Source organism: Citrobacter gillenii (assembly GCF_013337685.1).
GTDB classification, from domain to species: domain Bacteria; phylum Pseudomonadota; class Gammaproteobacteria; order Enterobacterales; family Enterobacteriaceae; genus Citrobacter; species Citrobacter gillenii.
This window is the reverse complement of the sequence record NZ_SUQN01000003.1, coordinates 335,968-350,403: the sequence shown is the minus strand read 5'-3', so window position 1 is coordinate 350,403 and position 14,436 is coordinate 335,968. Positions and strand designations below refer to the sequence as shown.

12 protein-coding genes and 1 tRNA gene are annotated in these 14,436 nt (G+C 47.7%); 4 read left to right on the top strand and 9 right to left on the bottom strand.

What is annotated here, in order from left to right; translation table 11 throughout:
- Nucleotides 1–33: 33 nt before the first annotated feature.
- The 3 genes from idnT to idnD all read right to left on the bottom strand — a co-directional run bounded on the left by idnT (nt 34) and on the right by idnD (nt 3,255).
- On the bottom strand, nt 34–1,353 hold the full coding sequence (idnT, locus tag FCH32_RS08945; RefSeq protein ID WP_016155581.1) for a gnt-II system L-idonate transporter: 1,320 nt from the start codon (nt 1,351–1,353) through the stop codon (nt 34–36).
- Nucleotides 1,354–1,435: 82 nt separating this feature from the next.
- Nucleotides 1,436–2,200, bottom strand: coding sequence for a gluconate 5-dehydrogenase (idnO, locus tag FCH32_RS08940; RefSeq protein ID WP_096758485.1), 765 nt, complete (start codon nt 2,198–2,200; stop codon nt 1,436–1,438).
- A gap of 11 nt (nt 2,201–2,211) precedes the next feature.
- Nucleotides 2,212–3,255, bottom strand: coding sequence for an L-idonate 5-dehydrogenase (idnD, locus tag FCH32_RS08935; RefSeq protein ID WP_096758484.1), 1,044 nt, complete (start codon nt 3,253–3,255; stop codon nt 2,212–2,214).
- Nucleotides 3,256–3,472: 217 nt separating this feature from the next.
- On the opposite strand from idnD, the gene idnK reads away from it, so the two are divergent.
- A complete protein-coding gene (gene idnK, locus FCH32_RS08930) occupies nt 3,473–3,994 on the top strand; it encodes a gluconokinase (RefSeq protein ID WP_096758483.1) in 522 nt (173 codons plus the stop codon).
- 31 nt (nt 3,995–4,025) lie between these two features.
- On the opposite strand, the gene ahr is transcribed toward idnK, so the two are convergent.
- The 3 genes from ahr to FCH32_RS08915 form a co-directional block, all read right to left on the bottom strand.
- On the bottom strand, nt 4,026–5,045 hold the full coding sequence (gene ahr / locus FCH32_RS08925; protein ID WP_174360770.1) for an NADPH-dependent aldehyde reductase Ahr: 1,020 nt from the start codon (nt 5,043–5,045) through the stop codon (nt 4,026–4,028).
- A gap of 74 nt (nt 5,046–5,119) precedes the next feature.
- Complete coding sequence (locus FCH32_RS08920) at nt 5,120–5,701, bottom strand: class I SAM-dependent methyltransferase (protein WP_096758481.1); 582 nt, start codon at nt 5,699–5,701, stop codon at nt 5,120–5,122.
- Complete coding sequence (locus FCH32_RS08915) at nt 5,701–6,714, bottom strand: HNH endonuclease (RefSeq protein WP_174360769.1); 1,014 nt, start codon at nt 6,712–6,714, stop codon at nt 5,701–5,703. The genes FCH32_RS08920 and FCH32_RS08915 overlap by 1 nt, the downstream gene beginning before the upstream one ends.
- A gap of 289 nt (nt 6,715–7,003) precedes the next feature.
- On the opposite strand from FCH32_RS08915, the gene FCH32_RS08910 reads away from it, so the two are divergent.
- Both FCH32_RS08910 and FCH32_RS08905 read left to right on the top strand, forming a co-directional pair.
- Nucleotides 7,004–7,088 (top strand) — tRNA-Leu (locus FCH32_RS08910).
- Nucleotides 7,089–7,287: 199 nt separating this feature from the next.
- Nucleotides 7,288–8,550, top strand: a complete 1,263-nt coding sequence (locus FCH32_RS08905; RefSeq protein WP_174360768.1) for a tyrosine-type recombinase/integrase — start codon at nt 7,288–7,290, stop codon at nt 8,548–8,550.
- A gap of 453 nt (nt 8,551–9,003) precedes the next feature.
- Here FCH32_RS08905 and FCH32_RS08900 read toward each other — a convergent pair whose 3' ends face one another.
- Nucleotides 9,004–9,861: an HNH endonuclease gene (locus tag FCH32_RS08900; RefSeq protein WP_174360767.1), complete on the bottom strand. Its 858-nt coding sequence runs from the start codon at nt 9,859–9,861 to the stop codon at nt 9,004–9,006.
- Between the two features lie 582 nt (nt 9,862–10,443).
- On the opposite strand from FCH32_RS08900, the gene FCH32_RS08895 reads away from it, so the two are divergent.
- The gene (locus FCH32_RS08895) at nt 10,444–11,298 is read left to right on the top strand and encodes a hypothetical protein (protein WP_174360766.1); all 855 of its coding nucleotides are present in this window, start codon (nt 10,444–10,446) and stop codon (nt 11,296–11,298) included.
- A gap of 511 nt (nt 11,299–11,809) precedes the next feature.
- Here FCH32_RS08895 and drmC read toward each other — a convergent pair.
- The gene (gene drmC, locus FCH32_RS08890) at nt 11,810–12,571 is read right to left on the bottom strand and encodes a DISARM system phospholipase D-like protein DrmC (RefSeq protein WP_174360765.1); all 762 of its coding nucleotides are present in this window, start codon (nt 12,569–12,571) and stop codon (nt 11,810–11,812) included.
- Nucleotides 12,564–14,435 carry a DUF1998 domain-containing protein gene (drmB, locus tag FCH32_RS08885; protein ID WP_174360764.1) on the bottom strand — a complete coding sequence of 624 codons (1,872 nt, stop codon included), beginning with the start codon at nt 14,433–14,435 and terminating at the stop codon, nt 12,564–12,566. Before drmB ends, drmC begins: the two co-directional genes overlap by 8 nt.
- Nucleotide 14,436: the final 1 nt, after the last annotated feature.

The window sequence follows — 14,436 nt, the reverse complement described above, 5'->3', positions numbered from 1 at the left end:
GAGCGCTGGCTTGTGCTCCCCGGTAATGCCGAACTAATGCAGAATGGCGTTAAGCGCCAGAACCCCAAGGAGTCCCATAATGGAAATCAACGTTTCCATGACTGTCCAGGTGCGCAACGTTTCGCCGACGCTGAGATTAAAATAGCCTTTAAACAGCCAGAATCCCGGATCGTTAACGTGGGAAGCAATCACGCTGCCCGCACCGGTTGCCAGCACCATCAGCGCCGGATCGGCATGGGTGACGTTAATAATCGGCAGCACCACGCCCGCGGTAGTAATCGCCGCCACGGTGGCTGAACCGAGCGCGATGCGCAGCAACGCCGCGACCGTCCAGCACATCAGCAGCGGAGAGAGTGAGGTACCGGTCATCAGGTGCGAGATATACTGGCCCACGCCGCTGTCGACCAACACCTGCTTAAACGCCCCACCGCCGGCGATGATAAACACAATCATGGCGATGGCGCCGATAGAGTCGCCAATGATATCCATTATTTGCTCGATCGTACGTCCGTTACGACGGCCAAGGGTGAAAATGGCGAGGACGATGGCAATAAACAAGGCGACAGCAGGGTTACCGATAAACTCAAAGAACACCCGCACGCTGTTGGTCTTCGGTAGCGTAATTTCGCACACTGCGGCGACCGCCATCAGTATGACCGGGATAACCGCGGCAAAGATACTGTTCCAGAACGACGGCATCTCTTCTTCGGTGAACAAGTGAGGGTTAAATAAGCCTTCCGGCGGCGCTTTCTCAAAGCGGGTCAGCAGCTTGGAGAACAGCGGCCCGGCGACAATCACCGTCGGGATAGTAATGATAAAGCCGTACAGCAGCGTGGTGCCAAGGTTGGCCTCGAAGATCGTGGCAATCGCCGTTGGTCCCGGATGAGGCGGCAGAAAACAGTGGGTCACGGACAGCGCCGCCACCATCGGCACGCCGACGTACAGCAGCGGCAGTCCGGATGAGGCCACCACCGTAAACACCAGCGGCAGCAGCAGAACAAAACCGACTTCGAAGAACATCGCCAGACCGACGACCAGCCCGGTAATGACCAGCGCCCACTGCACGCGTTTTTTACCGAACGTGCCAATCAGCGTAGTGGCGATGCGCTGGGCTGCGCCGGTATCGGAGATTAGCTTTCCGAGCATGGCGCCGAACCCGAGGATCATCGCCAGCCCGCCAAGCGTACCGCCGATCCCATTTTGTATTGAGTGCAGAACGGCCTGGGCATCCATCCCTTCGGCAAAACCGACGACCGCCGCTACCAGGACCAGAGCAATAAAGCCGTTAACTTTAAAGCCAATCATCAGGACCAGGAGCAGCGCGACGCCTGCCGCAATAATAATTAATGGCATAATCTTTTCTCTTATAAATTATGTAGAGTGGTGTGCCAAAAATGCAGCGCCAGGGCGCTGCGTGATGTTGCGTTGTGTTGTATCAGACGGCGACCAGCATGCCGCCATCGACAAACAGCAGGTGTCCGTTAACAAAATCGGATGCTTTGGACGAGAGGAAGACCGCCGCGCCGATCAACTCCTGCGGATCGCCCCAGCGCGCGGCCGGCGTCCGTTTGCACAGCCAGGCGGTGAAGGCTTCGTCTTCGACCAGCGCTTTGGTCATCTCGGTTTTGAAGTAGCCCGGCGCGATGCCGTTGACCTGGATATTGTGGCGCGCCAGCTCAACGCACATCCCACGGGTGAGCATTTTTACCGCCCCTTTTGAGGCGGCATATGGCGTGATGGTGTCGCGGCCCAGTTCGCTCTGCATGGAGCAGATGTTGATGACTTTCCCGGCCTGGCGTTCCACCATGCGACGAGTGACCGCCTGCGACACCAGGAATACTGCCGTCTGGTTCACCGCAATCACGTCGTTCCAGTCCTGTTCCGGGAACTCGGTGAACGGATGACGGCGCTGGATACCGGCGTTATTCACCAACACATCAATCGGGCCAATATCTTTTTCGATATGGTCAATGGCGGCGTCGATATCCTGTTTATGCGTAACATTGAAAGGCGCGGCAACGGCGCGGATCCCTTCCTGCTGCAGTTTTGCCACGGCGGCTTCTGCGCGTTCCGGCGTAATATCATTGACGATGATCTGCGCGCCATATTTGCCCAGCCCGGTCGCCAGTAAATAACCAATACCCTGCGCCGAACCGGTGATCAGAATATTTTTGCCATCCAGTGAAAAAAGATCGTTCATCATGCTATTCCTTATTTTATGTCTTCAAAAACGAGCTGGACTTTCGCCGCCTGGGTTTTATCCCCGGCGAAGATCAGCGCCTGTTCAAGGTCGGTAAACGGATATTCGGCGCTGAGTAACGGCAGCGGATCGATAACGTTATTTGCTAGCCACGACACCGCGGTATTGAATTCGGTGGTAAAGCGGAACGAGCCTTTAAGCGCGATCTCTTTGCCGATCAGCATCATCATCGGGAACTCTGGTACCGCGCCGCCCATGCCGACCTGCACCATCACGCCTTTCGCGCGGGTGACTTCCAGACAGGTGGTGATTGAGGAAGGATGGCCGGAGACTTCGAAGCTGACGTCAAAATAGCCTTTCTCTTTTTTCCACGCGTCGAGCGAGTCTTGTTGCGGATTAATCAGCGTGTCTGCGCCCATCTGTTGCGCCAGCGAAAGCGAACGCGGGCTGACGTCTGCACAGACGATTTCTGCTGCGCCGAGCGTTTTCACTGCGCTGACGATCAGGCAGCCAATTGGCCCAACGCCGGAGATAAACACGCGTTTACCCTGCAGGTCGCCCGCTTCATGCGCTGCATGGATTGCTACCGCCAGCGGTTCGGCAAAGGCCATGACTTTTTCATCGGCCTGCTGCGGGTAGGGGATGCACTGTGCGGTATCGACGGTTTTAAACCGGGTAAAGCCGCCGTCAACATGGGGAAAATACATGGCGCTGCCAAAAAATCGCATTTCCGTACACTGATTTTCTTCATGCTGCAGACAGTATTTGCAGTGGCCGCAGGGCTTCGACGGGTTAATCGCCACCGACTGACCTTCATGTAATTCAGGTGAATCACTCTGGACCACTTTACCAATAACTTCATGGCCTAAAATCATTGGTGCTTTAACGGTAAAATTACCGACTTTGCCTTCCTGATAATAATGTAAATCGGAACCACAAATTCCCCCGCGGGTAATTTGCACTAACGTTCCTTTATTATTCCATTCAATATTTTGGTCGGTAATGGCAACAGCTTTCTTACCCGCGACAACGCAGGATTGGGTTTTGACTTGCATAAATTCCTCACTGGTCAGGTAGTAACCTCGGCAGCATTTAAACGGTTTTAATTGTTATTATTTGTGATGAGGATCACGCTGGAAAATTGTTACACTACAATGTTACGCATAACGTGATGCGCCTTATAAATCTGCTCAGTGGTACTGAAAAAGCGTGAATTCCCTCATCAGCAAGGCGTAATATCGCGCCATGGAATATGAATCTGGAGTTTTTTAGATGGCTGGGGAAAGTTATATTTTGATGGGCGTTTCTGGTAGCGGTAAATCACTCATTGGCAGCAAAGTTGCCGCCGTATTATCCGCTAAATTCATAGATGGTGACGATCTCCATCCCGCCAAAAATATTGATAAAATGTCGGAAGGTATTCCATTAACTGATGAAGACCGGCTGCCGTGGTTAGAACGGTTAAATGACGCGTCATACAGCCTGTATAAAAAGAATGAAACCGGATTTATTGTCTGCTCGTCATTAAAAAAACAGTATCGCGATATATTGCGCCAGGGCAGCCCGAATGTGCATTTTTTGTGGCTGGATGGCGATTACGAGACTATTTTGGCGCGCATGCAGCGTCGGGCAGGGCATTTTATGCCGGTGGGATTACTAAAAAGCCAGTTCGACGCGCTGGAGTGCCCGCAGGAAGATGAACGCGATATTGCCCGCATCGACGTGAACCATGACATCGAGCATGTGACGGAACAGTGCCGCCAGGCTGTGCTCGCATTTCGTCATGGGCAATAAGCTCAGCCCCTTACGGGACTGAGCCACCGCATCAGAAATCGGCTTTCAGCACCACGCGGTAACGGGCTTTGCCGTCGCGCACGTGCTGGATAGCTTCATTGATTTTCGACATCGGGTACTGCTCGGTGATTGGCGATACCTTGCTGCGCCCGGCAAACTTCATCAGCTTGCGCAGTTCGAACGGCGTGCCGGTTGCCGAACCAGAGACGCTGCGATCGCCGGCAATTAAGGTAAACGCCGGCACCGGCAGCGGCTTCAGCACCGCGCCGACGGTGTGGAAATTACCGCCGTAGGCCAGCGCTTCAAAATAGGGCTGCCAGTCGAGATCGACGTTAACCGTATTAATGATGAGATCGAACTGGCCCGCCAGCGCTTTCAGCGCCTCCGGATCGCGACTGTTAACCACTTTATCGGCCCCCATCGCCAGCACTTCCTGTTCTTTCGCTGGGTTGGAGCTGAACGCGGTGACTTCGCACCCCATCGCGTGTAACAGCTTAATGGCGATATGCCCCAGGCCGCCGATACCAATCACCCCGACGCGGCTGGTGGCGGTGATGTGGTGCATCAGCAGCGGTTTGAACACCGTTATGCCGCCGCACAGCAATGGACCGGCAGCCGCATGATCGATGCTCTCCGGCAGCGGGATCACCCACTGCCAGTCTGCGCGCAGCTTCTCGGCAAAGCCGCCGCGATTGAGGATCGTGGGAACGGAGCCTTCCAGACAGTTAATCTGATTACCGCTGATACAGGCATCGCAGTGCCCGCAGCTGCGCGCCGTCCAGCCAATCCCAACGCGCTGGCCCACTTTCAGACCTTTATCCTGCGCCGCACTGCCGAGCGCCGCCACGCGACCAATCACCTCATGCCCGGCAACCAGCGGATACTGAGAGAACCCCCATTCGTTGTCGATCATCGACAAATCGGAATGGCAGATACCGCAGTATTCGACCTGTACTTCGACATCTTCCGGCTTTAGCTCGCCCGCATCATATTCATAGAGTTCGAGTTCGCTGCCCGCCTCTTTTGCGGCGTAGCTTTTTATCATCGACATCGTGTTTCCCTCAGTGTGGTGTTGAACAGGAAGTGTAGAGCATGGGGAAATAGGGTGCTTCGCAGAAGGGGGGATTAGGGCCTTTTCTGCAGCAATGCGTTGAGCCACATTTCGTCGCGGTCAGGACGCTTATCGAGCGTCGTCCAACTGCTGATTAGCGTGATATCGCTCAGCGGTGCGATCAGCTTTTCCAGTCCCTGCTCGGTGAGATCGGTAAAGTGACGGCCGTCTTTCACTCTTTCTGTTTCGCCGTATTTGAACGAGACATACCATATCCCCCCGGTTTTAAGCGCGTGAGCGAGTTTGCTCATTACACCGGGTAACGCTTCGGCGCTCACATGCAGCAACGATGCACAGCACCAGATACCATCATAGCGTTCGGTGTCGGCGATATCGTTAAATGTCATCTGTTTGACGCACAGTCCGGTATGCTGGCTGGCAAGGTTAACCATTTCTGCAGAGGCATCGAATGCTTCGACTTGATAACCTTTTTCCAGGAAGGCCTTACTGTCACGGCCGGAGCCGCAGCCTGCATCCAGAATACGTCCGCTCTGCGGGAGGTGTCGCAGGAAGGGGAGATAAAGCGATTCCATATCGACATTAACCGTAGAGCTAAAAAAATCCTGCGCGTGGCGCTGGTAATATTCGAGAGTCATCAGAATGTATCCGTTCCTTGTGCAAGGGGTTCCCATTGGTGAAAGAGTATTTTAAGCGCCTCGTTCCAGCTGTCGTTCAAAAATGTGTTTCTCAGCGTCGGGGTCGCGCCCGTCTGGCGAATCAATGTTTCACGCAGTGGAAGATGGCTGTTTATGAAATATTCATTTCTGTCCCGAAGACGCTGAAGTAGCCTGGGTGAGGGAAGTTGGGCAAATTTGCCTTTCCCACCCCGGTTACATTCTTTGCAGGCGAGTACCAGATTCCAGACGCCATCGATATTTGCGACCTGTCCCCGAGCTTTCCACGGGATAAAATGATCAACATCGGCAAAGGTGTCGTCGCCAGGGAGCAAACTAATAGGCGCAAAACAGTAGAAGCAGCGCCCCTTCTGATAACCGTTAAGGCTGTCACGACAGCTGGAGATCGTCACCCGCCGGTCACTGTTCCTGCTAAACAGCATTTGGTCATCGTTGTCATACTCGACATTTATCAGGTGGCTGGAGATATTCATTGCCCAGGCTTGTTCGACGAGGTTCCAGCGCGCATCTGTTTCAAAAATAAGGTTTCGGTATTGCAGACGTTCACCCAGATTGTAGAAATTATCCGTCATCCGGATGCCTTTATGCGTTTTACGCTCATCAATAAAAAAGCGTTTTTCAATTTCGCCCTGATTCACATTATGAAAGGCATCAATCACGTTATTAAACCCTTGCCGGACCGTGATGGCGGTGAGTTCATCACGCGTGATCTCGCCGTTATTAAATTGCGTACAGGCGGTAATAAACTGGCTGCTGCGTGAGGTTATCTGCTTTGGCGCATGTCTGAGATGGCGGCACAAATGGCTGCTGAACGGTACAGCCAGATCTTCAAGTGTGATGAGATCGCTGCCATCAGGTTTGAGTTCGTGCAAGGCATGGGCGAGCGCAAACTTGTAGGAAGCCACATTCTTGCCAAAGAGGATAATCCCGCGCCAGTAGTTTTCCAGCGTGGGTTCAACCTGATAGAAACGCATAACGGTGTCCTGAGAACGGTTGGTAACTGCTATTACTGGATTCAGTAACGATATCTCATAGTAAACAGCAGCAAATGTAAACCGAGCGGGTCACGTTGCATTTTTTTGCGAGGTAAATTCCGGAAAAATTCAGGTTAGAGATGAGAATAGCGGGAGGAAGAAGGGCGCGTGGGCGATCGAACCGCAATGGCGCTGTTTTTTTCAACACTTAGCGCGACTATCGTGCGCTGCCGCTTGCATGGTGGCGTGCGACAGGTATAATCCACAACGTTTTCCGCATCCCTTCCGTGCCGGAGTGGCGAAATCGGTAGACGCAGTTGATTCAAAATCAACCGTAGAAATACGTGCCGGTTCGAGTCCGGCCTTCGGCACCATATGTATGTAAATAGACGTCCACGGACGTCTTTTTTTATGGCTAAAATCCAGTCCCCGCAAGGCTTTGCCCCGCTTTTCAGTCAACTGACGTCAATCTGAGTTACCCCACATCAACATGCTTGTGAGTATAGAACCGAGTATATATGCTGGTTCGATAATGCTTATATACTCACGGCAGCATATGGAAGGAATACCATCATGGCCCTGACTGATACCAAGGTGCGTTCGGCAAAACCTGAGGCAAAGGAATACTCGCTCGTCGATGGCGACGGCATGTTTTTGCTTGTTCACCCAAATGGCTCAAAGTATTGGCGGTTTCGTTTTCGCTTTGGCGGTAAACAACACCTGATGGCTTTTGGTGTTTACCCCGAAACCTCACTGGCTGATGCTCGTCAAAAGAGGGAAGAGGCCAGGAGGCTTGTTGCTGCCGGTGTCGATCCTCGTGAGCATAAGCGTGCAGTAAAAGAAGAACAGGCTAAAGAGGTCATCACTTTTGAATCTGTTGCCAGAGACTGGCACGCTAGCAATCAAAAGTGGTCTGAGTCCCATAGTGCCCGTGTCCTTAAAAGTCTGGAAGATAATCTGTTCGATGCGATTGGTAAGCGGAATATCGCTGAGTTAAAAACCAGAGATTTACTTATTCCCATCAAAGCCGTAGAGATGTCTGGACGTCTTGAAGTGGCGGCGCGTCTACAGCAACGAACAACAGCAATTATGCGATTTGCCGTGCAAAGCGGTTTAATTGATTACAACCCCGCACAAGAGATCGCTGGAGCAGTTGCCACAGCTAAACGACAGCATCGTGCTGCGCTAGAACTTAATCGCATTCCTGAACTACTTCATCGTATCGACACATATACCGGCAGACCATTAACAAGCTTAGCTGTCGAGCTGACGTTGTTAGTCTTCATTCGATCTAGTGAGTTGCGTTTTGCTCGCTGGTCAGAAGTCGATTTTGAAAACGCAATGTGGACGATTCCGGGGGAGCGTGAGCCACTGGAAGGTGTGAAGCATTCACATCGAGGATCAAAAATGCGGACTCCTCATCTTGTTCCTTTATCGCGGCAAGCTCTATTGATTTTGGAAAAGATCAAAAGTATGAGTGGGAATCGCGAGCTAATTTTCGTTGGCGATCATGATCCTCGTAAGCCGATGAGTGAGAACACGGTTAACAAGGCTTTGCGTGTGATGGGCTACGATACGAAAGTTGAAGTTTGCGGACATGGTTTTAGAACCATGGCTTGTAGTTCATTGATTGAGTCGGGATTGTGGTCGAAGGATGCTGTAGAACGGCAGATGAGTCATCAAGAGCGTAACTCTGTGCGTGCGGCTTATATTCATAAGGCTGAACACTTAGGGGAGCGGAGGCTGATGGTGCAGTGGTGGGCGGATTATTTGGATGCGAATCGGGAGAAGGGGGTTAGCCCGTTTGATTTTGCGAAAATCAATGTTGGAAAATAGATAAAAATAATAAATTGGTTGCATGAGATTTCGCGGCTAATGCATAGTATTCGTCATAAAGGCATTTGGCAGTATCAATAGTCAGATGTCTTTTTCACCTATGGTTGGATGGTGAATGCTGATTTAATATCCAGCAACAATTATCTGCATTGGCTCATACTTAATCTTTTGTGGTAACCTGCTCCTCTTTGGTAAGAATCGCTTGATGAAGCAAGGTCTACGTTCGTCTTGTCATAAGCGTCTTTCGTTTTACCACTATGTCTTACTCAGAAATAAAAGCTGCATTTGTTAGGTGGAGGTATACGATACGGTTTCTCTTTTATCTGAAAAATATCAAGGTAAAATTCCGATCATTATACCGCGATATAGGCACTGTAGCGTAATGTGGCTAATGCTGATAATTTAGGTGATTATTTTCGATATGCCATTAATATTTACCCATGAGTCTAAATGCTAATTCTTTCCAATGACATACCAAGGGAAGTAGTCTTTTGAAGATTGATTGTTATTTGCATTTTTTTTCTGATTGCATGCTTCACAGAGTAATTGGATATTAGAAACATCGTTGATTCCAAACCTAGCTAATGGAACGATGTGATCGTAATTAGATTTGTTATAAATATTTATCAATCCAGTCAAATCTTTTTTACATAGCACACAGCGACCTTTATCTCGATGATATACAGCTTTTTGTACCCATTTTGGGATCGCTGATCTTTTGAGATATCCCTTTTTTGTAGTGACACTTTCCTTACAATTTATAGAATCCCAATCTCCCTCTCTAACCTCAGCGATCATCTCATTATATAACTGTAAAACAAAACGATCCCCAAATAAAATATAAAACACCTCTTTAATCGTTCTTTCTTTATATTCTTCAAACTCCAAGCTCTCATAAAAATCGTTTAAAAAACCATCTAATTCAGTTGCGGTACTTACACTCAAAGATACATTTATCTTATTAAGATACAGCAAGTATGATTGTCGCATATTATTGAAAGAAACAACTGCATCACTAGAGTTTGCGCCAAAATCTTTTGCGTGGTTTTTGAATGCTTTCAGACGCGTCTCAAGCTCATTATAGTTTAAACTCTCAAGATACACACAATCAATAATAAATTCAATGAAGTAATGAAAGTGCGACCATTTTGGAAAAGCCTTGTTGAATACAAGAGATCGACCATCGCCATAATAATCATTTAGACCTCTCATATAAGCACTTTGATTGCTCAATACATTTTTGACAACATTACAGAAATAATATGATTCATAATGTTCATGTTCTTCGATTTCTTTTTGCGAAAAACTCATACTACCCACCTGTGAAAATAATAAAGAATATAACTACTAATTGCTTCAAACCATTTTTGCCTGTTTATGTTTAAAGTATACACTTTTCCGGCAGATTTGCTCTTACCAGCGCTCAGAAAGGGCGGTAGTACCGCAACGTCGCACCTGATTCCCTACTTATCTTTTGCGCCGCGATATCCTTGGTCATGATGTACGTGCCAAAGAAACGCCTAACCCATTAAGCACGTGTCATCTCATTTGAGTTAGTAAGTTATAGTAGATGGCAAAGCATTACATACGCATTACGTTCTCTTTGTGCACAGGCAGTGTGAAAACGATGCGGCAAAAAGCAGAGCTGAAAACTGTGTCTCTGCGTAGTTGTCCAGTCGTTCAGTTTCAGATTTTGCATAGCTTCACGCATTTCAGTTCTTAGTCTGAATTTTCACACAGCCTGTGCAAGAATCGGATATTGCTAATTTAGTACTGCTATTGATTTCAGTTTCGACTGAACTTAAATTAGGCAGAATCACTGGCATGATAAGAAGAATTGCTTCTTCCTAAGCCTATGTCGGATTGTGATTAAGGATACTATTGGGGGATTCTTTGAAAGAATACACTGGAGCGGTTTTTTTTGTAGATATTCTTGGCGTTGGCGCTTTGACTCAAGGAAAAGTAGACATTAGTGAAAAGGATTTTCTGGCGCATAACTTTAGTTATAATAGTGGTTTTTCAGAACATCAGTTTTGTGCAAAATTATTATTAAAATTCAGAAGAATATTAGTATCTGCTACAAAAGACCTAAAAAACGTCAAGGTGGCACAACTATCTGATTGTGCTTTTATTTGGTCAGAAGACCCGAATGTGGTTGTTAATGTAGCTCGTGATATAATGTGGAGGTCTGTTCTGGGCGGACTCCTTTGTAGGGGGGGGCTCGCAAATGGACAGATTGTTGAACCCGAAAAAATAAATACTAAGCTCGGAATGTTTATTTGTGGTGGTGCAGTAACAGATGCGGTGAAACTCGAGGGAGCAGGTAAAGGCGCAAGAATATTTATCAAACAAGAGCTAGTCTCTGAGTTAAAAAAAATACCCTTTGCTGCATTTATTCCAAGAAAAAGTCTAATTGATTTTTCTATAATAGATGAGTTTCAGTGGTATCGATACCCTAGTTTTATTAAATCATCATATGATAAATTAGATGAAAATTTCATTGTGGAAGAAGTAATAAAACTTATAGCCATGCTGAAACATTCTCCAAAATATGCATGGAATTCGTCGTCTACTTTGGGGCGAGTTCAGTTAGCTAGTACAATTGATATCATCTCGTCTGAAACTGAAAATTTCGTTAGAGATTTAGATTTAAAATTTGGATATGAATATGTGATTGATAATTTAGGTAATAGAAGCGATTTAATATATAAAAGAGCTCTAAGTAGTTACCAAGAGATTATTAAATAAGGTTTTTGAAAATAACTCGTTGCGTGATTCTCTTTATCTCATTGGTATGTTATTTTCATCGGTAAGATCTGGGGGGCTGTGTCAAGTTCATTTCTCGCTTGGCGCCGCCAGAAGTCGTTGCTGTAGATGGCGTTGTACTAGAAGCTGAAAATTTATCTCAGTTGCTTGAGTGTTAATTGACATTTTGAGGTCCTGTTCAGAGATAAATTGCACTATTCAATTGTAATATAAAACATCTGAATTATTAAAAATCACAATAAATCAACAATATTAAAGCATTGTTGGTTTATTGTGGGGGAATGATTGTATGTGACTCATATCGTGATTTAAGTATAGTTGCTTTGATATCATTACAATGAATCGCCACAAACAATTTAGGAGTATCCAGGGCGCTGCTACGAATGCTATTTTCAGGTACTATGTCCACTTTTCCCCGATTGTATAGCACGTAGTTAGATCTGGTTGCGACTAATATATCTAATCTCAAACCTGAGCAATGCATATAATTTGGTCACACTAAACTAATTATTTTTGTTTTAACAAGTGAAAAAAGATGCTCATTAAGTTGCTTTGGAATGCTTCCACCTGAAATAAGCACGCCTGCTTCTATGTTCTTTTCCATAGCATGTTCGGTTAGGTTTGCACTGGTAATAAAACACTCCTTGGCATCAGCAACTGCAACTTTTGCGTGGACACATCCGCCATAATATTCATTGTCCTTATCTTGCCATGTATAAAGCTTGGCAGACGGCACTTGTATCCTCATCTTTGCGATCGTATCGAAAGTTACACTACCACCTTGGTCTTGGGATAATTCAAGTAAAATTGAGATCATAACTCCACGCTCATTTGCTGCGTTTAGTGCTTTCGCTATAGTCGGAACGTTATAAGCGACAAAACTAGTAATGAACAGAGTTCGCTCTGCTGCGCTAATAACCTGCAGTAATGCCTGCTCGGTGCGGCGCGCTGAAACAAATGGTGTAGTTGGCCCGGTCCACACTAATTCAGTAGATTGCTCTGAAGTAACTTTGGAATATATGTGGCTGGCAGCAAGAAGCATAGCTGCTAACTCATTTGGACTGATGGAAGTCTTCTGCCAAGCGATCGCGAGTTGTTTGACCACTGTCGCAGCTATCGGGGTACTGACCACACTGTCTAGTGTGGTCATAGATTTGTTGGCGTTAATGCGACGCATGTGCTCAGCGATGGATCTTACCTTCTCGGATGAGACAAGAGAGATCAATGCTGAAATGGCTTCCAGAAGTTCATCCATTTAATAAATCCTTGAAGAAAGCTGCATCAGCGTACTCAAGTGTTGGCACAAGCAGAGCTCGATCCAAGTAGCGGTTTCCCTTCTCGCAAGAGGTTTCGGCTACTAAACTGCATGCATGGCATGCGGCACCATGCAACGAGCGATCCTTCGCTGGATCATGTTCAGAACATAGAGGGTCAGAGGAGCAAACCGTTGAGCGATTCAGCGCTTGTACTAGTAACCGACCTAGATTTTCCGGTTTACCAAGATCGACTAGACCTCCCAGAGTACCGTCTGAATCGGCGGCAGCTGTGTAGATAAGGATACCAGCCTGCGGACTATCATAGGTTGTATTGGCATAGATGCGTTCACGAATACTTGCGGCATTGTATCCACATTCCAGTGCCAGCTCACGAATCAGCACGTGTGAAAGTGTGTGAAGCATGGCAAAGCGAATACCTGGATAGCCCTCATTGGGATCTAGATGACGTGAATTTCGCCATCCGGTATGCCCATCACGAAGCATTTTGTCCACTTTTTTGACCGCATCCAGCGACTCCCAAGCAACTAAGACTTCTTCATTAAATTGGAGGAAAATACCTTCGCCATGTACTTGGCTGGCTGGCACCCAGTCAGGTCTGTTTCGCGATAGATTAGCCATTTGAACACGTTCACTCGGATCGTCAGATTCTTCAGGCGCTTCAACTCGAGTAAATCCGACTAATGCATTGACCTCACGTAGCCGTTCTAGGAGTAATACTCGTTCGATAAATGGTGAAAATCGTGGAGGAGTACAGGTCTTCTTACTCATGAAATGTGGGTAGTCTGCAGGGGGATTTGGTTCTATTAGAACATCCCACTCTGGCCCTTTGATATCGATCTCACCGACAGATTCTTCACAATTATCCGACCGATGTGCTTCAATAGCTAACCAAATTGTCTCTGGGTCGTGTTTCTCAATGCCTTGAGCCTCACCCCTTTTCTTGAGCGCTTTGAGTATCCCCTTCAGCTCAGAACGATCCTCCACATCAGCGAGATCATCCCAATAATCAATAATAATCTGATGTAATGGTGATACATGCAACAGAGGGATCGCGAGTGCAGACAGCGTCATCGGAAACCAACTATTAGTGGCTCCTAACAATACTGCACGTGGTTCCACATCGCATTCGGTGTCGAAGTAATCCAAGTGAGGATGACGTCCCCTGCATGCAGGAAGATTCTCTTTGCCTGCCTTACCAAACGCATGTGCCATACTCCTTGAGGCTTCGCATTCATCGCATTTTACCCATAAATTTTCGGTTTGTAGCGAGGCTCCACTTTCAAAGAATCGCAGCGTCCCTTTGCACGAGCTGTTGCCGCCGTGAACAAAGTAATGCCAAGGAAAATCATCAAGATGACCATCACGGCAGGCCAACAGGAAACGGGCAGGTACGGCATCCGCGTCCCTGGCAGGCTGATCTCCTTTAGAACCTCGGCAGCCTTTATGGAGAAAGCGAGTGCGTTCGGGTCTATACCGATTTTCTTTGATCTCAAATAATCCAGCATCATAAGGTGAAAGAAGCCCGCACTTTACGCAACGTAGCCACCGTGGGAAAGGACGAACGGGAACTCCTATATTTGCTTCAGCAGACCACATATCGACCACTTCACCTTTCTGAAATGGTGGCATACGCAAACTTTCAACTTGATCTCCCAATTTCTTCCGAACTGCTTCAAGCAGCCGGATTTCCTGGATTGGCTGGCAACGGTTCTTTTCCCACCGGTCTATTCCAAGCGTTACGACAGATAGATTTGGAAGATCAATTAGCGCTCCAGGCCCATAGGTCCAAAGTAATTGGCTGGGGCGTACTTCACCCACAGGTGTTTTCTCATCACTATTCATA